Below are 22,537 nucleotides of genomic sequence, written 5' to 3'. Positions count from 1 at the left end.
CCGTGATGGAAGATGGGGAGGCCCCTACGCCGACCGATCCCATCTTCAACCGACTGCTCAAGGACAGGATCATCTGGCTGGGGGACGAGGTCAAGGACGCCAACGCCAACGTCATCTGCGCACAGATGCTGATGCTGGCGGCTGAGGATCCCAAGAAGGATATCTGGCTCTACATCAATTCGCCAGGCGGCTCCATTACGGCGGGCATGGCCATTTACGACACCATGCAACTGATCGAGCCCGACGTGGCCACGGTCGCGGTCGGCATGGCGGCTTCCATGGGCCAGTTCCTGCTCTCCAGCGGAGCTAAGGGCAAGCGTTTCGTCACCTCCCACGCACGGGTGCTCATGCATCAGCCCTCAGGTGGTGTCGGAGGCACGGCCACTGATGTCAGGATCAATGCCGAATTGATCATGGACATGAAGCGCACGCTCTCCCAGCTGACGGCCGAGCAGACCGGCCACACCCTGGAGGAGATCTACCGGGACAACGAATACGATCACTGGTTCACGGCCCAGCAGGCCTTGGAGTACGGCTTCGTCGACCGGATCGTGACCACCCACGGCACTATGACCGCAGATCAAGGGAAGTGAGCACTCCACATGGCATCTGAAGAAGCGCAATTCGTAGCACGGGCCCGTCGACTGGCCGGCCCTCGCGGTCTGGGCGCCATGCCCACCGACCGCTATGTGCTGCCGCAGTTCGAGGAGCGGACCCCCTACGGCTACAAGCGTCAGGACCCCTACACCAGGCTCTTCGACGACAGGATCATCTTCATGGGCGTCCAAGTGGATGACACCTCCTCGGACGATATCATGGCCCAGCTGCTGGTTCTGGAGAGCCAGGATCCCAACCGCGACGTGATCATCTACATCAACTCGCCGGGAGGATCCATGACGGCCATGACCGCCATCTATGACACCATGCAGTACATCAAGCCCGATGTGCAGACTGTCTGCTTGGGTCAGGCTGCCTCGGCTGCTGCGGTTCTTCTGGCGGCCGGAACCAAGGGCAAGCGGCTGATCCTGCCCAACGCCCGTGTGCTGATTCACCAGCCGGCCATGGAGCAGGACTTCGGCAAGGCCACCGAGATCGAGATCCAGGCCAAGGAGATGCTGCGCATGCGCACCTGGCTGGAGGAGACCCTGGCCAAGCACACCGGCCAGGATGTCGACAAGATCCGCAAGGACATCGAGGTGGACACCATTCTGACCGCCCAGCAGGCCAAGGATTATGGGATGGTGGACGAAGTCCTGGAGCACCGCAATTAGCTCCAGTGACTGCGCGCAAGATTGATCGTCCGGATGGCGGCGGATCCTCGGGATCCACGGCCTCCGGACGTTTTTGGCATCATGGACGATGTCAGTCAGAATGTGATTTCGGCGATCCTCGCGGATTCTCCGGGAAGGGAGAGCCATGGGCCGTGTGGTCAGCTACAATGACGGACTGAATCGCTGCGAGTTCTGCGGCAAGGACGAGCACCAGGTGCGCCGCCTGGTCAAAGGGCCTTCCTGCGCTATCTGCGACGAATGCATACGCCTATGCGCCCAGATCATCCAGGAGGACATGGCCAAGGATGCCGCCGACCAGCGGGTGACCCTGCCTGCGCCCTCAAAGATATTCGCCTATCTGAACCGGTATGTCATAGGCCAGGAGGCTGCCAAACGCACCCTGTCGGTGGCTGTCTACAACCACTACAAGCGCGTCAATATGGACCTGGGAGACCGAGGCCGTATTGCCGACGCTGCGTTTGGAGGCAAGGATGCGGCCCCGCGCGTCCAGGTGGACAAGTCCAACATCCTGCTCATGGGTCCCACCGGCGTGGGCAAGACCTACCTGGCACGAACCCTGGCCACCATCATGAATGTCCCCTTTGTCATTGTGGACGCCACCAGCCTTACCGAGGCCGGATATGTGGGCGAGGACGTGGAGTCCGTCCTGCAGGGGCTGCTTCAGGCTGCCGACGGCAACATGGATCTTGCCCAGCGCGGCATCATCTACATCGATGAGATTGACAAGATCGCCAGAAAGTCTGGCGAGAACACCTCCATCACCAGAGATGTGTCCGGCGAGGGGGTTCAGCAGGCCCTGCTCAAGATCATCGAGGGCACCCAGGCCCGTGTGCCGGTACAGGGTTCGCGGCGGCACGGCGATGTCCGCACGGTCGTCATGGACACGGCCAACATCCTCTTCATCTGCGGCGGCGCCTTCGTCGGTCTTGAAGAGATAGTCCGCCGGCGGCTGGGTCTGCGGGAGAGCGGATTCTCGGCAACTCAGGGGAGCGATAGGGTACCCGACGATCGGGTCATGAGCCAGGTCAGGGCCGAGGATCTGGAACAGTTTGGCCTGCTTCCCGAGTTCGTGGGGCGGTTGCCGGTCATCTCCACCCTGGAGCCGCTGGGCGCCCATGAGCTGCGGCGGGTGCTGACCGAACCGGACAATGCCCTGGTCGACCAGTACCGGCGCATGTTCCTGGATGACGGGGCCGATCTGGTCTTCACCGATGCCGCCCTGGACCGTGTTGCTGCCATCGCCCTGGAGCGCAAGGTGGGCGCCCGGGGGTTGCGCGGAATCATTGAACACACCCTGGAGGCGACCATGTTCGAGCTGCCCGACAGGACGGATGTCTCCCGTGTTGTGGTGGATGCCGATGCCGTGGACGGGACGGGATCGCCCCGCTACGAGACCGGGCAAGGCATGGCCGCAGCTACTGGTCGTCGTTTGGCCTGACCCCGCTGTGATGAGCACCGCTGTTGGCCGGGCCCGATAGGATGATCATTGATGCCGGAAGGGAGGACCCATGGGTGCTCGTAGCGCTGTTGTGGTCACGCACAGCCGGGTCCGGGCAAGCGGCCACCTGGTGGACGAGGTCGAGGAGCAGCTGCGCCGGGATGGATTCCGCGTCTCGGTTGTCGACAACATCGCCGCCCCGGAGTTCGGCAGCCCCAGCCAGCAGGTGGCCGACGACACCGAGATCGTCATCGTTCTGGGCGGCGATGGGACCATTCTGCGTGCTGCGGAGCTGGTCAAGGGCACCCAGGTGCCCATCCTGGGGGTCAATATGGGTCACGTGGGGTTCTTGGCGGAATTCGAAAGCTTCCAGATAGGCGAGGCCATTCGTCGAGTGGCCGATCATGACTACTCCATCGACGAGCGCATGGTGGCCCATGTGGACCTGTGGATACCCGGAGCCGATCGACCACTGAGCGACTGGGCCCTTAATGACATGACCCTGGAACGATATGATCGGGGCAAGATGATCGAGGTATCGGTCCGAGTGGACGATGTGGAGATGAGCTCCTTCGGCTGCGACGGCATGATTGTGGCCACCCCGACCGGATCGACGGCCTATGCCTTTTCGGTGGGCGGGCCCATCGTCTGGCCGGATGCGCAGTCGCTGCAGATGGTGCCCATAGCTGCCCACGCCCTCTTTGCCCGATCCCTGATCATCGGCCCGAAGTCGCAGTTCACCCTGGACATTCTGGGTGATTCCCAGTCGGCCGGCTGGATCTGCAATGACGGGCGCCGTCAACGGCCTGTGCCCAAGCGGTCCCGCATCGTGGTGCGGCAGTCCCATGACATCCTGAGGCTTGCCAGGCTGTCCGGGGTGCCCTTTACCAGACGGCTGGTCTCCAAGTTCGACCTGCCGGTGGTCGGCTGGAGGGAACAGCATCGCCCCTCGGCGGCTGCGAATGGACAGGACCAGGGGGAGTCGCAGGAGTCGAATAAGGAGCACTGATGCTGGAAGAGCTGGAAGTACGAGACCTGGGTCCCATCCATCATGCCCTGCTACGGCCTGCCGCTGGCATGACGGCCATCACCGGGGAGACCGGGGCTGGCAAGTCCATGCTGCTCAACGCCATCAGGCTGATCTCAGGGTCCACTGCCCGCCCCCAACTGGTGTCGCCTGGAGCCCATGAGTCCTGGGTGCAGGGGATTTTTGATGCCGGAACAGCGGGAGCTGAGAATCCAGTGACCGCTGCCATCACCGAGGCTGGCCTGCCCTTGGAGGATGAGGGGCAGATCTTCCTGGCGAGGACCATGCCTGTCAAGGGGCGTTCCCGTGCCGCCCTGAACGGCAGGACAGCACCTCGTGGTCTGCTGGAGGAGGTGGCTGGCATGCTGGTCACCGTCCATGGCCAGGCGGATCAGATGCGTATGGCCAGTCCGGCCCGGCAGCGCGAATTTCTGGATGCCTATGCCGGTGACGGTCTGCAGCTGGAGGCTTTTTCCAAGGCCTGGAGGCAGTACCGACAGGCCCAGGACCATCTGGAGGAGCTGCGCAACCAGCAGTCTGGCGCTATGGCCCAGGCTGATTATCTTCGCGAGTCCATCGCCCGGATCGACCGTGTCGACCCCCATCCCGGCGAGGATCGTGAACTCAAGGCCCAGAGAGACCGGATCGAGCATGCTGCCCAGATCAGTCAGGGAGTCATGTCCGCACTATCCGTCTTGGACTCCGGCCAGATTGACCCGGATGCAGACTCACCATCGGCTACGGCCCTGGTAGAACGTGCTATCGCCGCCTTGGAGGGCATCGGTGTAGAGGGGGTCTTTCAGGAGTCGGCCCAGCGGTTGCGCTCGCTGAATGCCGACCTGTCCGACCTGGTCTTCACCCTGAGCAGCCAGCTGGACGACGAAGGCCAGGAGGGCGATCTGGACAAGATCAACGCCCGCATCCACGATCTGGATGAGCTGACCCGGCGCTGGGGACCAGACATCGACGACGTTCTGGCCTGGCGCAAGAAGGCTGCGTTTGAGCTTGAGGACATGGATGCCTCACCTGAGAAGCTGGAGGAGCTTCAAGGTCAGGTTGAGCAGCTTCGCGGAAGCGCCCTGAAGGCCGCACGGAATCTGTCTGCGTCACGGGGCAAGGCTGCACGAAGGCTGAGCGAACTCGTCGACGGCGAATTGCGCTCCCTGGCCATGTCGGGTGCCGGGTTGGAGATCCGTGTCAGGCCACGCCAGGACCAGGACATGGACGGGCATGGTCTGGATCAGATCGACTTTCTCTTCAGGCCGTATCCGGGTTCGGACCTTCTGCCCATGGGCAAGAGCGCCTCGGGTGGCGAACTCAGCCGGCTCATGCTGGCCCTGGAGCTGGTGGCCGCCGAAGGCCGGACCTCATCGGGATCTGACGGCGCTGGAGATGGGCATAATGGTCTGGATTCCCAGGTTGGCGACCCGACGATGACCTTCATCTTCGACGAGGTGGATGCTGGAGTCGGCGGTCGGGCTGCCGTCGAGCTGGGTCGCCGTCTGTCCCGGTTGGCGGTCACTGCCCAGGTGATCGTGGTCACCCACCTGCCGCAGGTGGCTTCCTGGGCCGATCGGCAGTTCGTCGTAGCCAGGGGCCGGGAGGGCGGCGATGCCGTAGAGACCCTGGTCCGCCAGGTGGAGGGCGAGGACAGGGAGCGGGAGATCGCCCGGATGCTGGCGGGCAGCGAGTCCACTACCTCCCTGAAGCACGCCCAAGAGCTTCTGGCCTCCAGCAGGCTCCAGGCCCGATAGGTCTGATTGTCGGCTCAACTTTGCCATGCCGAAGTCCCTCGATTCAGCGACTTTGACTAGTTGCGACGACTTTGTTGCTGACGACTTTGTCGTTTTTTGCGGCCGTGCTGCTGCATGCTCGACATCTGTCCTTCTGATGCTTTTCATTCTGACGCTTTGACGGTAGGCAATCGGCTGTTGGCGGCCGTGCGTCAACGAATATGCTGGATTTTCGTTGATGGCACCGTATCCGCCCTCGACATGAACAATGCGGCGGCGACCTGGCCCAAATGGATTTTGTCTGAAATTGTGATCGGCCGGGGATTGCGGCACTAGAGACGTATCTATCAATCCATGAACCACCCCTTGGAAGATCAAGGTCGGAGTTTGTCTCCATGATTGAACTGTTATAATGTATATATGAACACCGGTACAGCTCAGCCAGGGTCGTGCCGTCCATCAATGAAAGGGGCTTGGATGAAGCTGATCATCTCATCCCTGTCCGGACAGCCGATTTATCGGCAGATCGAGGACCAGATACGTTCGGCCATCCTGACCGGAGACCTGAAAGCGGGGGAGGGACTGCCTTCCCTGCGACATCTCTCACAGGAGCTCAGGGTGTCCGTGCTGACCGTGACCCGCGCCTATACCGAACTCGCTCAAGAGGGTTTGGTGGAGAACATCCAAGGCAAGGGGACCTTCGTGGCCGACAGCGGCGACCAGGTCATGCGGCAGCATCTGGAGAACCGCGTGCAGTCCCTGCTAGGCGAGGCAGTCGATACGGCTCGTCGGGCCGGCATGGAGCCGGATCGGATTCGCGGCCTGCTCGACGGCCTGATTGGCAACAGGGGTTCTGCGCCCGCGTCCGAAGAAGGAAAGGAATAGCAGCATGTGCGCATCACCGGTGATGACAACCTCTGGCGAAGATGTCGACTATGCCCTGCGCGTCAGTGACCTGGGGAAAAGCTACGCCAAGGCCGACGGCACGGGTTTCCGCCTGCACCAGGTCACCATGGACCTGCCCATGGGCTACATCATGGGATTGATAGGCCCCAACGGCGCAGGCAAATCCACCCTGATCCGGCTCTTGCTGAACATGACCCGCCGAGACAGCGGAGCAATCAGCATTCTGGGCCGTGATCCCTTGAGCCAGGAGGAGGAGGTCAAAGCAGACCTGGGCGTGGTCTTCGATTCCATTTATTTCCTGGAGACATGGAAGGTCAAGGCCGTCGAGCCAGTTATGGCACCCATGTATCCTTCTTGGAACAGTGATCGCTATCAGGACTATCTGCGTCGGTTCGGTCTGCAAGAAAACCGCAAAATCGGCAAGCTCTCGCGTGGCATGCAGATGAAACTGATGTTGGCTGTCGCCCTCAGCCACGATGCAAGGCTCTTGATTCTGGATGAGCCCACTAGTGGTCTGGATGTCCTGGCCAGGGACGAGCTCATGGATATTCTGCTGGACTACATCGGCGACGGTCGTCACTCGGTGCTTTTCTCCACGCACATCACTGCGGATCTTGAACGGGTGGCTGACTTCGTTACCTACATCAATCGGGGGTCTGTCTTCTACACCGGCCCCAAGGACGAGTTGATGGAGGCTGTTCAGATAGTGAGAGGGGGGCCGGACGATCTGGCTGGAGCGCAAATGCCGCATCTGATGGGCTTGCAGCGCTCCGCCACAGGCTTCGAGGCTCTGGTGCCCACTGAACGCTTGAAGGATTTTCTGGCATCGGCTTCCCCAACCGCCGTAGAGCCTTCAGAGGACCGCTACCTGGTGGAGCGGGCCGACTTTGACAACATCATCAGACTGACCGCAGGCTCACCTGCCGCAACCGACAGGAATAAGGAGATGGAGTCATGAAGGCGATAGCCGAGCAGATCAGGCTGGACATGCAACGTTTCTCGGGAGCAGGGAGAACTTGGGTTGGTGTGCTGATTTTCCTGTCTGCGCCCGTCATCGGAATCCTGCTGAACCTGGTCATGGCCCTGACAGGCAATGATGGGGATGATGCACGGACTGCGTTGACGGGATTAGTGGCCGGCACGGGAATCGGACTGATTGTAGGCCTGGTATCTGGTTTGTTTGTCGATTTCAGCAATGCGGCGATTCGGTTGAACGGTCTGCTGCCCATAACACGCGATCACCAGGTATTCGGACGCTATGCTGCTGTAAGTCTGCTGGTCCTGGTTCAGTCTTGCGGCTATGCAATATTCTATTTCTGCGTTGCTGATTCGTTTTTGCAGGGTCAGTACCATTGGCGTGCTACCGTCCTGTTTGCTCTGGGATTGTTCATGTCGGAGTCTTTGCTCTTTGCAGTAGCTGCGCCCCTGTTTTATTGGCTGGAAATGGCCAAAGCCGTGATAGCTTTTCTGGCGCTTCTTGGTTTGGCACCAATAACGGCCCTTGTCGGTAGTTGGCTGCCCTTTGACTGGGGGGCCGTCTGGAATTCAATCATGCGTTTTTTGACATCCGACTTGTGGCGGCCGGTGCTCCTCGGGCTGGCGGTGATTCTGGCGGCTGATATGGTTTCGATAGCCATATCTCGCAAGGTCTATGCCAGGAAGGAGATCTGAGCCGATTCGCTCAGGCTTCAGGACTGCATGACCACGTGGCGGACGTAGTCGGACATGTCCCCTGGATTGATGCAGTCCTGGAAGCGCACAGGTGCGTTTTCCAGGGTGCGCAGAGCCTTGGGGGGCCTGGTGTTGGTAGCCTCGGCCAGGATGTCCATGCAGTCGAAGTCGCTGTCCGGGGTCTCCAGGCCCAGGGATTGGCAGACCACCCGGGGGAACTTGTAAGGACTGGCCGTGGACAGCAGTACCCGGGGCACGGCAGAATCCAGGTCGGTCTGCCCGGTCATGACCTGGTAACCGCAGGCCGTGTGCGGATCGATCAGGTATCCCCGGTCCTCCCAGCAGTTGCCGATGGCTGAGGCCACCTGGTCCTCGTCGGCCCAGCCGCAGGAGAAGAGCCCGCGGATTCTGGTCATCAGGGCATCAGGCACCTGGTAGCGTCCTGTGGATTCCAGATCGGCCATAAGCGAGGCAATCAGTTCGGTGTCGCCGTCGGCCATGTAGTAGAGCATCCGTTCCAGGTTGGAGGAGATCAGGATGTCCATGCTGGGGGAGGTGGTGGTGTAGAAAGGGCGGTTGCGGTCATAGACGCCTGTGGTCAGGAAGTCGTTGAGGACCCGGTTGCGGTCCGAGGCCACGGTCAGGCGGGCCACTGGAAGGCCCATCATCTTGGCGTAGTATCCGGCCAGCACATCGCCGAAGTTGCCGGTGGGCACGCAGAATTCGACCGGATCCCCAGGTCTGATCACTCCCCGTTCCATAAGGGACCCGTAGGCCCGGAAGTAGTAGACGACCTGCGGGGCCAGGCGGCCAACATTGATGGAGTTGGCCGACGAGAGAACGGTTGAGGCCTTCTTGCCCAGCTCATGAGCCAGATCAGCGTCGGCGAAGATGGACTTGACTGCGGACTGGGCATCGTCGAAATTGCCCCGAACCGCGCATACCTGCAGGTTGCCGCCCTCCTGGGTGACCATCTGCAGGCGTTGGATCTGACTGACCTTGCCCTGAGGATAGAAAACAGTGATGCCCGTGCCCGGCGCGTCTGCGAAACCGGCCAGCGCCGCCTTGCCCGTGTCTCCGGAGGTGGCCGTAAGCACCATGATCCGCTCGCCATCGTCCCCGGACAGGGCCATAAGCCTTGGCAGAAGCTGCAGGGCCACGTCCTTGAAGGCCGATGTGGGTCCGCGGAAGAGCTCCAGTACGAAGTCGTTGCCGCCCAGATCCACCAGAGGGGTGATTGCCGGATCGGACCACTGTTCTCCGTAGGCTGCGTCCAGGCAGGAGTCCAGCTCTGAAGAAGAGTAATCACTCAGCAGTCTCGAAAGGACCAGTTTGGCGGTGCCCTTGTAGTCCAGGCCGGCTACCGAGGCAGGGTCGATGGTTAGAGCGTCCAGTTCATCGCTGACATAGAGTCCGCCGTCAGGAGCCAAGCCTCGTCTGATGGCCTGCTTGGACTGTAGTTGCTCCTTGCCGCCTCGGGTGCTGTGGTATGTGCTCATGGTTGCCTGCCCCTCCGCCATGTCGCCGAACTGATCATTACCAAGGCATTCTACCCCGTACAGGGGTCCGAACCATGGCCTTGCTCGGCTCGCGGAGGAAACTGTCTATGGACGCGAAGGCCTGCCGGGGGCGGCATGGCGTACAGTATTGCCCACCAGCCCCTGTATCCGAGGCTGTAAGCCAAACACAAAGGAGCGACCCATGGTCGAAGAGAACCCGGTACAGCAATCCTACGATGTCCTGAACTCTTCGATCTCGCAGGTGGATCCGGAGATCGCTGCACTGCTGGATGGAGAGTTGGAGCGTCAGCGTGGCGGTCTGGAGATGATCGCCTCTGAGAACTTCGTGCCCAAGGCCGTCTTGCAGGCCCAGGGATCCGTGCTGACCAACAAGTATGCCGAGGGCTATCCGGGAAGACGCTACTACGGCGGATGCGAGTGGGTAGATCGGGTCGAGAACCTGGCCCGGGACCGCGCCAAGGCCCTGTTCGGAGCCGAGTATGCCAACGTCCAGCCCCATTCGGGCGCCCAGGCCAACGCCGCCGTCTATCAGGCCCTAATCAAGCCCGGCGACACCGTGCTGGGCCTGGCCCTGGACCACGGCGGACACCTGACCCACGGCATGAAGATCAACTTCTCCGGACGCTTTTACCATGCCGAATCCTACGGGGTTGATCCGGACACCTTCCGCATCGAACCCGAGATCATTCGTCAGCGGGCCTTGGAGACCCATCCTGCGCTGATCATCGGCGGGTGGAGTGCCTATCCGCGCATTGAGGATTTTGCAGCCATGAAGGAAATCGCCGACGAGGTGGGAGCCAAGTTCTGGGTGGATATGGCCCACTTCGCGGGTATGGTAGCAGCCGGTCTGCATCCCAGCCCGGTGCCCTATGCCGATGTGGTCTCCTCCACGGCTCACAAGACCTTGGGCGGACCCAGGTCCGGATTCATCCTGGCTCGTCAGGAGTACGCCAAGAAGCTCAACTCCTCGGTCTTCCCCGGCAACCAGGGCGGCCCGCTCATGCATGTGATCGCCGCCAAGGCTGTGGCTTTCAAGCTGGCCGGCACGCCTGAATTCAAGGAACGTATGGAGCGCACTCTGGAGGGCGCAAAGATTTTGGCTGAGCGCCTGATGGCCAAGGACGTGGCCGACAACGGCATCACTGTGCTCACTGGAGGTACGGACGTCCACCTGGTCATGGTGGATCTGCGTAACAGCGAGATGGACGGCCGCCAGGGGGAGGATTTGCTGGCCAAGATCGGCATCACTGTCAACCGCAATACGGTGCCCTTCGACCCGCGCCCGGCATCTGTGGCCTCCGGTCTGCGCATCGGGACCTCCGCCCTGGCTACTCGCGGATTCGGCCCGGCCCAGTACGAGGAGGTTGCCGATGTGATCGGCACCGCGCTGGCCCAGGGTCCCCAGGCGGACTTGGATGCCCTCAAGGCCCGGGTGGACCGGCTGGTCGAGGCCTTCCCGCTCTATCCTGAGCTGGATCAGACCCACTGATCGGCCCTTGGAGGAGGGAGGTGCAGCAATGCCCTCCCTCCTCCTGTCGTCATTGCCCTCGCCGAGGGTTACAATCGGTACAGAAATATGGGTCTGGCAGACCCGTGAGGGCGAAAGGATCTGACGAACATGAGTGAAAACGACAACTCCGATCGTCAGGATGTGTTCGATTGGGTCTGCGCCATGGCCGATGCGGCGGCTGCTGCACAAGCTAGCCTCGCGGGCATGACCGGCCAGGCCAGAAACGCCCTCTTGCTGGCCCTGGCCGATGCCTTGATCGATCAGGCCGATCAGATTGCCGCAGTCAATGAGCAGGACTGCACTCAAGCTTTTGAAGAAGGAATGAGCGCCGGTCTGATCGATCGTCTGCGCTTGGACAAGGTTCGTATCGCGGACGCCGCCCGTGGCGTGCGCATGGTGGCGGGGCTGACCGACCCCCTGGGCGAGGTGGTTCGTGGCCATGACATGCCCAACGGCATGCGGCTCAATCAGGTGCGGGTCCCTCTGGGCGTGGTCGCCATGATCTACGAGGCTCGGCCCAACGTCACCATTGATGTGGTGGCCCTCTGCCTCAAGTCCGGCAATGCAGCCCTCCTGCGAGGGGGCCACGCGGCCGAACGCACCAATCGCGCGCTGGTGGAGCTGATAGGCGGGGTGCTTCGTGAGCAAGGGTTGGATCCGGCTCTGGTGGCTTCCGTCGACCGATACGGTCGCGAGGGGGCCCAGGCTCTGATGAAGGCACGCGGCCATATCGATCTGCTGGTGCCCAGGGGTGGCCGAGGGCTGATCCGCAGCGTAATTGAGCAGGCCACCGTGCCTACCATCGAGACCGGGGCAGGCAATGTCCATATTTACGTGGACCGCTCGGTGGATATGGATCAGGCCATCCCCATCATCGTCAACGCCAAGACCCAGCGGGTGGGCGTCTGCAACGCCGCTGAAAAGCTGATTGTCCACAGGGATGCGGCCGTTGAATTCCTGCCACGTGTGGCTCAAGCGCTGACTCGGTCTCAGGTCGAGCTGCACCTGGACGCAATTTCCATGGACATCCTCGCCGGGCATGGTCTGCCTGAAGAACTGTTGGTCCGCGCAGAAGAGGCTGACTGGGACCGCGAGTATCTGGATCTGAAGATGGGGGTCCGCGTGGTGGACACCTTGGACCAGGCCATCGAGCACATCAACCGTCACTCCACTGGCCATACTGAGGCAATCCTGGCCCGGGACTATGAGGCAGTGGAGGAGTTCTCACGTAGAGTGGATTCGGCTGTGATCATGGTCAACGCCTCAACGCGATTCACCGATGGCGGCATGTTCGGCATGGGTGCTGAGCTGGGCATCTCCACCCAGAAGCTGCATGCTCGTGGGCCGATGGGTCTGCAGGAGCTGACTACTACCAAGTGGATCGGCTACGGCCGGGGGCAGGTACGGCCGTGAACGAGAAAATCGAAGAGCTCTTCCAGCGCGAGCATGACAACCCGCGCATCTGGCTCAGGGTGGCTTCTGAGCGGCTGAGCCTGCTGCGTTATGTCTTTCTGGTGCAAATCGAGGATGGCATCCCTGATGCAGGGCAGCGTTCTTGTCTTGAGTACGCCGATTCTGTTCTGATCGGATGGCCTGACGAGAATGCCGATGATGTGCGTGATCTGGATCAGGAACAACTCAATCAGGTCAGGCATGACATCACTGTGATGGAGGAGCGAGTGCCTGTTTTTCGCCAGCAGGAGCAGGAGGGGCGCATCGCTGATCTGTCTGACTCCTTGGTGGCTATCACCGGATGCGTGGCCCAGGTTCGCAGGGCCTATCAGCCGGGCTTTCCCCTGCCCACCTATTCTGAGATCCGTCGCGTGGTCCAGGAGGAGTGGAATGCGGATATGGAGCGGATTGATCCTGACCGGGTCAACCCCAGCGCCGAGCAGATGCGCCAGGAGGTCAAGTCCGAAAACGAGGAGAACGCCTCAGAAGCCAGACGGGAGGGCGAGCAGGGGTGAATCGGATGATGTCCGAGCTGTCCAGGGAGGAGGAATCTGGACAGGAGCCTTCAGATATTGATTGTGCCTCTGGGTCGGCCCATTCCAATCGTCGACCCCGGGTGGGGATCATGGGAGGCACTTTCGACCCCATTCATAACGGACACTTGGTGGCTGCCTCGGAGGTGGCATGGGTCTACGGCTTGGATGAGGTCATCTTTGTTCCCACCGGTCGCCCGGCATTCAAGCTGAACAAGACGGTTACCAATGCTGAGGATCGCTATCTGATGACCGTGATCGCCACGGCATCCAACCCTAAGTTCACGGTTTCTCGGGTGGATATCGAGCGTCCTGGCATCACCTACACGGTGGACACTCTGCGTGACATTAAGCGGATGCGTCCCGACAGTGACCTCTTCTTCATCACTGGGGCGGATGCCGTGGCAGAGATCATGCGCTGGAAGGATGCCAACACGATGTGGGATCTGGCCAAGTTTGTGGCCGTTTCCCGTCCCGGCTACTCATCCAGTCTGCGCGATCTGCAGGTGCCCGCCCAACGGGTTGATACTCTGGAGATTCCGGCCCTGTCCATCTCGTCCACGGATGTGCGCCGTCGTTCGGCTCGAGGCATGCCTGTCTGGTATCTGGTCCCGGACGGGGTGGTTCAATACATCAACAAACACGGACTCTACCGCTCGGCTTCCTGAGCTCTGTGTACCGCAGACTCGCCAACACGGACTGCGTTGCTGTGTCAGCGCGCGCCATTATTATGGAGTCTGTCCGCTTCAGCGAAAACAACGTTTGGAGATATGGTGAGCGCGATACTCAAAGGCAGACCAGGAAAAAATCTCATACTTGTCACAGGCCGGACCCATCCCAGACTCGCGGCGGACGTGGCCGATCAACTCGGCATTGACGTCCTGGAGACGACAGCATACGACTTTGCCAACGGCGAGATGTATGTGCGCTATACGGAGTCGGTGCGTGGAGCAGATGTCTTCGTCCTGCAGACCCACGCCGACCCGGTCAACAAGTCCATCATGGAGCAGCTGATCATGATTGATGCCCTCAAGAGGGCCTCGGCGCGATCCATCACCGCAGTCTGCCCACTCTTGGGCTATTCCCGTCAGGACAAGAAGCACCTCGGTCGCGAGCCAATCTCCTGCCGGCTCATGTTCGACCTGCTCAAGGCGGCTGGTGCGGATCGAATCATGTCGGTCGATTTGCATGCCGCCCAGTCACAGGGCTTCTTCGATGGGCCTGTGGACCACTTGATCGCCATGCCTGTGCTGGTCGACTATGTGCGCGACAGGATGGACCTGTCCAAGGTTGCTGTGGTCTCTCCCGATGCCGGCCGCATCCGAGTGGCCGAGCAGTGGGCCCAGCGCCTGGGAGGCGTACCCTTGGCCTTCATCCACAAAACCCGCGACATCACCCAGCCCAACAAGGCTGTGGCCCATCGGGTAGTGGGCGACGTGCGCGGCCTGGACTGTGTGCTGGTGGATGACCTGATCGACACAGGTGGCACTATTGCCGAAGCCTGCAACGTGCTGGATGAGGCCGGCGCAAACTCCATCACCATCGTGGCCACCCATGGAGTCATGTCCGGGCCTGCCGTGGAACGACTCAAGTCCTGCCAGGCCAAGGAGGTCATTCTGACCGACACGGTCCCTATTCCCCAGGAGAAGCGCTGGGACGGCCTGACTGTCCTGTCCATCGCGCCTCTGCTCGCCTCGGCCATCAAGGCGGTCTTCGAGGATGGCTCGGTGGCCCGGCTCTTCGATACTTATCCAGCGCATCACGGTCAGGGCTTCCTTTTCGCTTAACGCTCTGCCTGCCCGGCATGGCGTGGCGTAATCGTCCGGCTGTGGCATAATAAACCTGGCGGTGCCTGAAGGTTCCGCTTTTCCCCCATGGTGTAAAGGCAGCACACGGGTCTTTGGAACCCTTAGTCTTGGTTCGAATCCAGGTGGGGGAGCTTACGCTCGCCGATTCCGGTCGGAGACGGCCTCCTTGGGGTCGGTGACCAACCGAAAGGAACTGTCTTGGCAGTCAAGAAGATCGAAACCTGGCTCACCGATATGGACGGCGTGCTGGTGCACGAGAACACGGCCCTGCCCGGAGCTGCCGAATTCATCGACACCCTCAAGCGCAACAACCGCCAGTACCTGGTGCTGACCAACAATCCCATCTACACCCCACGTGACCTTTCGGCCCGCCTTGGTCGTTCGGGCATCGACGTGCCCGAGGATCGGATCTGGACTTCTGCGCTGGCCACCGCGGACTTCGTGTCCCGGACCATGCCACGGGGATCGGCCTATGTGATCGGCGAGGCCGGGCTGACCACGGCCTTGCATGAGGCCGGGTTCATTCTTTCCGACATCAATCCTGATTATGTGATCCTGGGCGAAACTCGGACATACTCCTTTGAGTCCATCACCACAGCCATCCGCCTGATTCTGGGCGGCGCCCGCTTCATCTGCACCAACCCGGACGCCACCGGCCCCAGCGAGAACGGCGTCCTGCCGGCAGCCGGCGCGGTGGCGGCCCTGGTGACCAAGGCCACCAACCGGGAGCCTTACTTCGTTGGTAAGCCCAATCCCATCATGTTCCGTACGGCTCTGAACAGGGTGGGCGGCCACTCTGAGACCACGGCCATGATCGGTGACCGTATGGATACTGATGTGGTGGCTGGAGTCGAGGCTGGTCTGAACACTTTCCTGGTACTGACCGGCATCACCACACGTCCGGAGGTGGAGACCTTCCCCTTCCGGCCTGACCAGGTGGTGGATTCCATTCAGGATCTGATCGGCATCGCCGAGAGCGGGGTGGTGGAGTTTTGAGCGGCGGGCAGACGCTGACCGCTGGCATTATTCTGGCCGCAGGCGAGGGCACTCGTATGCGCTCGGCCCATCCCAAGGTTCTGCACACCCTGGCCGGCAAGACCTTCCTGCAGAGGGTCATGACCTCAGTGACCGCTTTGAATCCCGAGCTGACGGCAGTGGTGGTTCATCATCAGGCCGACCTGGTGGCGCAGGCTGCATGCTCATACGATTCTGAGGTGCGCATTGTTCGCCAGGACAGCAGACCGGGCACGGGACGTGCGGTCCAGTGCGCTGTAGACCAGTTGGATGGGGAGCTCAGGCACGACGGCCAGGTGCTGATTGTGGCCTCGGACATGCCCCTGCTGGACACGGATACGCTGCATAGTCTGCTTGACTACCACGTGAGTTCGGGTGACGGGGCCACGGTGCTGACGGTCAATTTGGAAGACCCAACCGGATACGGCCGCATCATTCGCGACCAGGATGGACGGGTTCTTCGCATTGTTGAACAGCGGGATGCCACCGGCACTGAGCTGGCTGTCAAGGAGGTCAACACCTCCGTCTATGTCTTCGAGGCGGATCTGCTACGACAGGCGGTCCGTGGTTTGGACGACAGCAATGCCCAGGGGGAGTTCTATCTGACCGATGCCCTGGAAACGGCCCGTCGCCTAGGCAGGGTCGGGGCTTTCGCCGCCCCTGATCCGCTCAAGGTCGAAGGCGTCAACGACAGGATCCAGTTGGCCGAACTGGCCAAGGCCCATAATCTGCGGGTATGCCAGGAGTTCATGCGCCAGGGGGTGACCATTCTGGACCCGTCCACCACCTGGATCGAGGACGATGTGGTCATCCAGCAAGATGCCGTCATTCTGCCCGGATGCTTCCTGCAGGGTCATACCGAGATCGCCGCGGACGCAGTCATCGGACCATATACCACCTTGATAGATGCCATCGTCGAGCCGCAGGCCAAGGTGGAGCGTTCCCGTGTACAGGAGACCAGGATCGGAGCACGGGCCAACATCGGTCCTTGGACCTATTTGAGGGCTGGCAACGTACTTGCCGAGGACACCAAGGCCGGGGCCTTCGTGGAAATGAAGAAGGCCACCATCGATCACGGGACCAAGGTGCCCCATCTTTCCTATGTCGGGGATGCTCACATAGGCCACGACAGCAACGTGGGAGGCGGGTCGATCACGGCCAACTACGATGGCGTGCACAAAAACCGTACCGAGATCGGGTCGGAGGTGCACGTGGGCGCTGGGAACCTCTTCGTGGCTCCCGTTCAGGTGGGCGATGGGGTCACCACCGGGGCAGGATCGGTCATCCGTCATCCGGTCGAGGATGGGGCCATGGTCTACTCCACCAATGACCAGCATCAGGTTCCGGACTGGAAGCCTGCCTGGGAGCGGTAACCATGACACCATCTTCTTCACAACAAGGAAAGGCGTGACAAGTGCCAGCATTGCAGGAATCCATCGACGCGGTCCGGGTGGCCGCTCGGGCCGCTAACGATGTCAAGGCTATGGACATCGTGGCTTTCGACGTCTCACAGCCGATCGCCATCACCGACATCTTCATGGTGGCCACCGGCAGCAACGAACGTCAGGTCCTGGCCATCGCCGAGGAGGTGGAGAAGCAGCTCCATTTGCAGAAGAATCTGGACCCCCGTTCGCGGGAGGGCGTACAGGAGGCCCAGTGGGTTCTGCTGGACTACGGTGATTTCGTCATCCACATCATGCACAAGCAGGCCCGGGCCTACTACGATCTGGAACGGCTTTGGAAGGACTGCCCCCAGGTGGACCTGCAGCTGGAGCACCCCTTCACCCTCGCCGATGATGACCCGGATAGCCAGCTGGCCTCCAAGGCGGACGATCTGAATGGGGATGATCTGCGCAGCCGTTTCGCCGACCCTCAGGAAAGCCATGACTGACTCGGTTGCCACCGTCGAGGACGGACGGCATGTGCGCTCCATGACCGTGGTCCGCCACGGACAGACCTCATACAATGCGAAGCACCGGATGCAGGGCCAGATCGACATCCCCCTCAACAGCGTGGGCCGCTGGCAGGTGGAGAGGGCTGCCGAGGAGCTCCGGGCTGAGTACGTGGATGGCGCTCCTCAAGACCGCCGCCTGCTGGTGGTCTCCTCTGACCTGGGCAGGGCTGCCGCCACCGCCCATGCCTTTGCCGACCCCCTGGGCCAGCCGGTCCATCTTGATCCTGGGCTGCGCGAACGCAGCTTCGGCGAGTGGGAGGGAGCCAGCGCCGAAGAAGTTCGTCAACGCTGGCCAGAGGACTACGAATCCTGGTCTCGAGGTGCCGGGGGAGAGCTGCTCCACGGTGCCGAGACCAAGGCTCAGGTGGGCAGACGCGGTTTGGAAACCCTGAACCGCTGGATCCGTCGTGCCGGTTCGGACACGGATCTCATGGTCTTCTCCCATGGGTCCTTCATAGCTCAGGCTCTTCAAGCTCTGCTAGGCATGACCAGTGAATATCCGGAATATTTGGGTCTGGTCACCATGCGGAACGCCCACTGGGCCCGATTGATGCCGCGAGACCTGCCAGACGGCGGTCTGCGCTGGTCAATGATCGACTACAATCGTGGTCCGGCCATCGCCATGCGTGGAGACTGGGACAATCCCCGGGGGCTGGTCCAGACTGACTGAGGTCATTGGGTGGTCGATCGACCATTACAGGATCGCCATGACGACCGGCTACCATAAGAACGCAGCCACCAGCCGTTGGATCAAAAGGGGTCGGAGTGAAGCAGTTCTTTCATGACATTTCCTGGGCGCAGATCATCGCCGGCGCTCTTGCAGCCATGACCTCCTTCTGGTTGGCGGCCAAGATCGGCGTGGCGGGATCCATCATCGGCGTAGCCATCGGTTCCATTGTTTCTGCCGTGGCTTCGCAGATCTACAAGAATGTTTTGGAAGCTTCTGGCCAGAAGCTTCAGGAGTCTGTGGTTGGCAGTGCCGACCAGGATGATGACGATTCCAAGACGGATCCGAATGCCGATTCAGCCGCGGATGGACAGACCACTACGCTGCCTGCCCAGAGGAATGGTCATTCGAATAATTCCTGCGATGCTGCTGACGGATCAACCCATGCCATGGCACCGGTAGATGGATCCACACAGGTCATGCCTCCTGTTGATGACCCGACCAAGGTCATGCATGGCACTGACAAAGAGTCCGTTGCCAAAACAGGCAGGACTATTTCGTCCAGCAATGGTCCTCGTACTCACGTGGCTCCCATTGCGGCCAACAGCAAGAAGAAACTGGATCAGAGACGCCGCAACGTCATCATCGTCTCAGTGGTCAGCGCTCTGGTGGCCGTACTGCTGTCTGCCCTGGCCATCAATGCCCTGACCAAAGGCGAAGGCACCGACAAGGTGGTTCGCAACGTGGTCAGTCCCTCGACTAGCCAGGTAACTCCTAGCCAGGATGAAGAGACCCCATCCAAGCCCTCGGGACGCACCGAGGAGCCAGAAGGCCGGACGACCCCGGGTGCTCCCCAAAATCAGCCTTCAGGGACGAATCAGAATCAGGGCAACGAACAGGGAGCCGGGCAGGGTCAGCAGCAGGGTGGAAACTCCACGAGCTCGCCTTCGCCGTCTGCCGACGCGACAGGCTCCACGCCCAGCCCCTCAAGCACGGCTTCCACACCACAGTCGTCGCCGACGAGCACAACCAACCCCTCGCCTCATAACTGATCTGCCGCTCGGCGCGGCACACCTATCCCACCATGTAATGTGACTAGGGTCACTTTTAGATGGGCCAAGAGGCTCGTCACTAAGGGCCTGGTCCTGAAGGCGGGATCAGCAATGAGAAAGGTGTGTTTATGCGCAAGGTTCTGTGCTCTCCCGGCTCCTATGTTCAGCAGGAGGGTGCCATGGGAAAGCTGGCCGGAGAATACGCAGCTCTGGGCGCCAAGGGCGCCCATCTGATCGTCGATCCGGTCATCGACGGGCTCTACCACGACGACATTGTCGCTTCCTTTGAGCGCGATGGGATCCCCTACGAACTGATGAAATTCGACGGCGAGTGCTCCATGGAGGAGATCGACCGCCATCGGGCCCACTTGGGCGACAGCGACGCTGTGATCGGCATCGGCGGCGGCAAGACCTTGGATACCGCCAAGGCCGTGGCCCATTTCGCCCACCTTCCAGTCATGATTGTGCCTACAGCGGCATCCTCAGATGCGCCCTGCTCAAGGCTCTCAGTGCTCTACACTCCCGAAGGTGTCTTTGACCGTTATCTGCCTCTGCCTGCAAATCCCAACGTGGTCCTTATGGATACCGATGTCATTGCTAAGGCTCCGGCGCGCTTTCTAGTATCAGGACTTGGCGATGCTTTCGCCACCTACTATGAGGCAGCCGCTTGTGTGCAGTCGAACGCTGTGACCATGACCGGAGGCCACGCCACCATGGCTGCCTTCGCTCTGGCCCGTCTCTGCCGCGACACCCTGCTGGAGGATGGGGTCAAGGCCGTGGCTGCTGTTAAGGCCGGTGTGCGCACAGCCGCCCTGGAGAAGATCATCGAGGCCAACACCCTGCTGAGCGGTCTGGGCTTCGAGAGCTCCGGACTGGCTGCGGCCCATGCCATTCATGACGGTATGACTGCCCTGGATGGCACCCACTCCATGCTGCATGGCGAAAAAGTGGCCTTCGGCACCCTGGCCCAGCTGGTCCTTGAGGATCGTCCTCTGGAGGAGACACGTAGGGTCTACGATTTCTTCCGCAGCGTGGGTCTGCCCACCTCTCTGGAGCAGATTGGCATCGGCCAGGCCAGCGATGAGGATCTGCTCAAGGTTGGCGAGCATGCCTGCGGTCCTGACGAGACCATGGGCAATATGCCCTTCGAGGTGACTCCCACCGATGTGGCTCACGCCCTGCGTGCGGCCGATCAGCTGGGCAAGCAGCTCTGATGCACCATTCTCCGGTCCCTTTTTGAAGGGCCAGGCGGCCGCCGGCATGAAGTCGACGGCCGCCTTCGTTTCGTCTGGTTTTTGCACTGGTCACCCTTGCAGGGAGCTGGCGACCTTTCGTATGGCTTCTTCACTTGGGCATGTGGCTGGACCCCCGCTGTGCAGTGGAAAGAGCACCTGCACAGTTGACCAGCACCAGGGCCTTCTCAATGGGCAGACCTTGGAAGATGCCTGCGCAGAGGACGCCCGAGTGTGCATCCTGCACCGTTGGTGTCTATGGCATGGACCTGAGGGGTGGGAATGTGCTGGCTCTGCATTGCATCCTTTGGCTGGCAGTACCAGTCGCCACTTGCTCCGGCCCTGAGAACCACCAGGCTGTTCAGTCTCAGCGAAAGCCAACGGCAGAGGGATTCCGACTTATTACGTCGCCAGTTTCGGGTTGGCGCCCTGGACGTTTCGCCAGGATTGGTCCCTCAAGTTCATTCAGCGACCAGATTGAATGCACTCCGTTGACCACATTCAGCACATTCAGTTCATTATCAGCCACCATAGGTCCCACATCAAAGAGCACAGGGACCCCTCCGCCCTGGCGTATGCATGCAAATCCGACCAGGCCGCGGGTGTTGTCCTTGTGACAGAAGGAATACCCGCTTCATATAGATACATCACCTGAAACCATGTTCATGCCTTCGTGCGTGCCCTCCGGTACGCGGGTCTCCGCGCCTCTTGCCGGTACGAAAGTGCGTTCGCCCGAGGGCTCGATCAAGGCTGCCGCGTATCCGGTATCACAGTCATCCAGTGCGGGCCCTCAGCGGGAACATGCAAGGCAGTAAGGGCTCCACGGGCCATGTCCGCCATCGGACCTGTGCCAATCACTCCCATTTGTCTGACTGCGTGGATCATGTTGTGTCCACCGCCGACTTGTATGGCACTACGTCTTGCGAAAATGTCCCTTCCGCACTCAGGGAGGTGGTCGATGTCCATACTCAGGTCAACCATCACCTGACCGAGATGGAGGATCCTTGGCTCAGTCATCGCCGCTGCTCCTCACAGCCACGGAATCCTTGGAGAAAAGGCGCAAATGGCATAGAGGATTCCTTTTAGGAGAAGGGATATACCAGCCATGCCAGGCCATTCAGGCCCAGGAAGCTGCCACCGAGCGGTCCTGAGAACCAGACCTCGTCCTTGGAGACCTGGGCTGTCACGAAAAGGAAGCTGACGACTATCCCCGCCAGCCAGCTGATGATGGCCGGGAGGTTGACTCCGTGCCAGTACCAGTAAGGGGAATCGGCTTGAAGGTTCAGAAAGCCGTCCGACTCGTAACGCTTGTGGAAGATCATATCTGACAGGAAGATGCCTGCCCAGGTGCTCAGCGGTACGGCCAGCAGGGAGATGAAGGCGTGACCGGCAACCGAGACCAGAACGGTCAAAGCCACGAAGACGACAATGCAGACGAAGGTCAGGACAGGGGAGCGATTGGCATCAGCTGAAGTGCCGAAGATGATGGCGATGAAGGAAAGCAGCGCAAAAGGCCGGTCATTGATCCAATTATTGCAGCGATGGTGTCTGTATCGCCGCCAAGGTTGACTGCAGTGATCAGAGCTGATTGAGGATCGTCGGCGAACCTCCAGACCAGGGCAAAGGAGGCCGACACAGACCCGTTGGATTCGACAGATGTGCCGCAGTCTTCAATGAGGTGGCGCTCGAAGTCGTCCTCATCGCTGAATTCTTCGGACAACCGTATTG

At 60.8% G+C, this 22,537-nt stretch carries 23 protein-coding genes and 1 tRNA gene; 20 read left to right on the top strand and 4 right to left on the bottom strand.

Annotation, left to right across the window (positions count from 1 at the left end; translation table 11 throughout):
* Positions 1–5 precede the first annotated feature (5 nt).
* From ACGG9J_RS01725 to ACGG9J_RS01690, 8 genes are all read left to right on the top strand, one after another.
* On the top strand, positions 6–593 hold the full coding sequence (locus ACGG9J_RS01725; protein WP_181414463.1) for an ATP-dependent Clp protease proteolytic subunit: 588 nt from the start codon (positions 6–8) through the stop codon (positions 591–593).
* 9 nt (positions 594–602) lie between these two features.
* Positions 603–1,271 carry an ATP-dependent Clp protease proteolytic subunit gene (locus ACGG9J_RS01720; RefSeq protein WP_144086028.1) on the top strand — a complete coding sequence of 223 codons (669 nt, stop codon included), beginning with the start codon at positions 603–605 and terminating at the stop codon, positions 1,269–1,271.
* A gap of 145 nt (positions 1,272–1,416) precedes the next feature.
* Complete coding sequence (gene clpX / locus ACGG9J_RS01715) at positions 1,417–2,730, top strand: ATP-dependent Clp protease ATP-binding subunit ClpX (RefSeq protein ID WP_313837373.1); 1,314 nt, start codon at positions 1,417–1,419, stop codon at positions 2,728–2,730.
* Between the two features lie 70 nt (positions 2,731–2,800).
* Positions 2,801–3,739 carry an NAD kinase gene (locus ACGG9J_RS01710; protein ID WP_390133047.1) on the top strand — a complete coding sequence of 313 codons (939 nt, stop codon included), beginning with the start codon at positions 2,801–2,803 and terminating at the stop codon, positions 3,737–3,739.
* Positions 3,739–5,511, top strand: coding sequence for a DNA repair protein RecN (locus ACGG9J_RS01705; protein WP_390133045.1), 1,773 nt, complete (start codon positions 3,739–3,741; stop codon positions 5,509–5,511). The genes ACGG9J_RS01710 and ACGG9J_RS01705 overlap by 1 nt, the downstream gene beginning before the upstream one ends.
* A gap of 456 nt (positions 5,512–5,967) precedes the next feature.
* Entirely contained in the window at positions 5,968–6,375 is a 408-nt protein-coding gene (locus ACGG9J_RS01700; protein WP_390133043.1) for a GntR family transcriptional regulator, read from the top strand.
* A gap of 22 nt (positions 6,376–6,397) precedes the next feature.
* Complete coding sequence (locus ACGG9J_RS01695) at positions 6,398–7,354, top strand: ABC transporter ATP-binding protein (RefSeq protein WP_390135278.1); 957 nt, start codon at positions 6,398–6,400, stop codon at positions 7,352–7,354.
* On the top strand, positions 7,351–8,067 hold the full coding sequence (locus ACGG9J_RS01690; protein ID WP_390133041.1) for an ABC-2 transporter permease: 717 nt from the start codon (positions 7,351–7,353) through the stop codon (positions 8,065–8,067). The genes ACGG9J_RS01695 and ACGG9J_RS01690 overlap by 4 nt, the downstream gene beginning before the upstream one ends.
* 17 nt (positions 8,068–8,084) lie before the next feature.
* Here the strand turns inward: ACGG9J_RS01690 and thrC are convergent, their stop codons facing one another.
* On the bottom strand, positions 8,085–9,566 hold the full coding sequence (gene thrC, locus ACGG9J_RS01685) for a threonine synthase (protein ID WP_390133038.1): 1,482 nt from the start codon (positions 9,564–9,566) through the stop codon (positions 8,085–8,087).
* Between the two features lie 202 nt (positions 9,567–9,768).
* Between thrC and glyA the strand changes: the two genes are divergently transcribed.
* From glyA to ACGG9J_RS01625, 12 genes are all read left to right on the top strand, one after another.
* A complete protein-coding gene (gene glyA, locus ACGG9J_RS01680; protein ID WP_101432241.1) occupies positions 9,769–11,076 on the top strand; it encodes a serine hydroxymethyltransferase in 1,308 nt (435 codons plus the stop codon).
* Between the two features lie 120 nt (positions 11,077–11,196).
* Positions 11,197–12,510, top strand: coding sequence for a glutamate-5-semialdehyde dehydrogenase (locus tag ACGG9J_RS01675; RefSeq protein WP_390135277.1), 1,314 nt, complete (start codon positions 11,197–11,199; stop codon positions 12,508–12,510).
* On the top strand, positions 12,507–13,064 hold the full coding sequence (locus tag ACGG9J_RS01670) for a phosphoribosylglycinamide synthetase (RefSeq protein ID WP_390133036.1): 558 nt from the start codon (positions 12,507–12,509) through the stop codon (positions 13,062–13,064). The genes ACGG9J_RS01675 and ACGG9J_RS01670 overlap by 4 nt, the downstream gene beginning before the upstream one ends.
* 5 nt (positions 13,065–13,069) lie before the next feature.
* Positions 13,070–13,750 carry a nicotinate-nucleotide adenylyltransferase gene (gene nadD, locus ACGG9J_RS01665; protein WP_390133034.1) on the top strand — a complete coding sequence of 227 codons (681 nt, stop codon included), beginning with the start codon at positions 13,070–13,072 and terminating at the stop codon, positions 13,748–13,750.
* A gap of 102 nt (positions 13,751–13,852) precedes the next feature.
* Complete coding sequence (locus tag ACGG9J_RS01660) at positions 13,853–14,869, top strand: ribose-phosphate diphosphokinase (RefSeq protein WP_390133032.1); 1,017 nt, start codon at positions 13,853–13,855, stop codon at positions 14,867–14,869.
* Positions 14,870–14,950: 81 nt separating this feature from the next.
* Positions 14,951–15,021: transfer RNA gene (locus ACGG9J_RS01655), tRNA-Gln, on the top strand.
* A 67-nt stretch (positions 15,022–15,088) separates the two neighbouring features.
* Positions 15,089–15,886 carry an HAD-IIA family hydrolase gene (locus tag ACGG9J_RS01650; protein ID WP_390133030.1) on the top strand — a complete coding sequence of 266 codons (798 nt, stop codon included), beginning with the start codon at positions 15,089–15,091 and terminating at the stop codon, positions 15,884–15,886.
* Between the two features lie 14 nt (positions 15,887–15,900).
* Entirely contained in the window at positions 15,901–17,277 is a 1,377-nt protein-coding gene (gene glmU / locus ACGG9J_RS01645; RefSeq protein ID WP_390135276.1) for a bifunctional UDP-N-acetylglucosamine diphosphorylase/glucosamine-1-phosphate N-acetyltransferase GlmU, read from the top strand.
* A 41-nt stretch (positions 17,278–17,318) separates the two neighbouring features.
* Entirely contained in the window at positions 17,319–17,795 is a 477-nt protein-coding gene (gene rsfS / locus ACGG9J_RS01640; protein WP_390133028.1) for a ribosome silencing factor, read from the top strand.
* A complete protein-coding gene (locus tag ACGG9J_RS01635) occupies positions 17,788–18,528 on the top strand; it encodes a histidine phosphatase family protein (RefSeq protein WP_390133026.1) in 741 nt (246 codons plus the stop codon). Before rsfS ends, ACGG9J_RS01635 begins: the two co-directional genes overlap by 8 nt.
* 95 nt (positions 18,529–18,623) lie before the next feature.
* Complete coding sequence (locus tag ACGG9J_RS01630) at positions 18,624–19,577, top strand: hypothetical protein (protein ID WP_390133023.1); 954 nt, start codon at positions 18,624–18,626, stop codon at positions 19,575–19,577.
* A gap of 128 nt (positions 19,578–19,705) precedes the next feature.
* Entirely contained in the window at positions 19,706–20,791 is a 1,086-nt protein-coding gene (locus ACGG9J_RS01625) for a glycerol dehydrogenase (protein ID WP_390133021.1), read from the top strand.
* 130 nt (positions 20,792–20,921) lie between these two features.
* Here the strand turns inward: ACGG9J_RS01625 and ACGG9J_RS01620 are convergent, their stop codons facing one another.
* The 3 genes from ACGG9J_RS01620 to ACGG9J_RS01610 all read right to left on the bottom strand — a co-directional run bounded on the left by ACGG9J_RS01620 (position 20,922) and on the right by ACGG9J_RS01610 (position 22,529).
* Complete coding sequence (locus ACGG9J_RS01620) at positions 20,922–21,056, bottom strand: hypothetical protein (RefSeq protein ID WP_390133019.1); 135 nt, start codon at positions 21,054–21,056, stop codon at positions 20,922–20,924.
* A gap of 835 nt (positions 21,057–21,891) precedes the next feature.
* Positions 21,892–22,227: a cytosine permease gene (locus tag ACGG9J_RS01615; RefSeq protein WP_390133017.1), complete on the bottom strand. Its 336-nt coding sequence runs from the start codon at positions 22,225–22,227 to the stop codon at positions 21,892–21,894.
* Positions 22,228–22,250: 23 nt separating this feature from the next.
* Complete coding sequence (locus tag ACGG9J_RS01610; RefSeq protein ID WP_390133015.1) at positions 22,251–22,529, bottom strand: ADP-ribosylglycohydrolase family protein; 279 nt, start codon at positions 22,527–22,529, stop codon at positions 22,251–22,253.
* Positions 22,530–22,537 lie beyond the last annotated feature (8 nt).

The organism is Bifidobacterium apicola, assembly GCF_042846865.1.
In the GTDB taxonomy this organism is placed as follows: domain Bacteria; phylum Actinomycetota; class Actinomycetes; order Actinomycetales; family Bifidobacteriaceae; genus Bombiscardovia; species Bombiscardovia apicola.
Note: the sequence above shows the minus strand (reverse complement) of the source record. Positions and strands in the feature narration are given on the sequence as shown.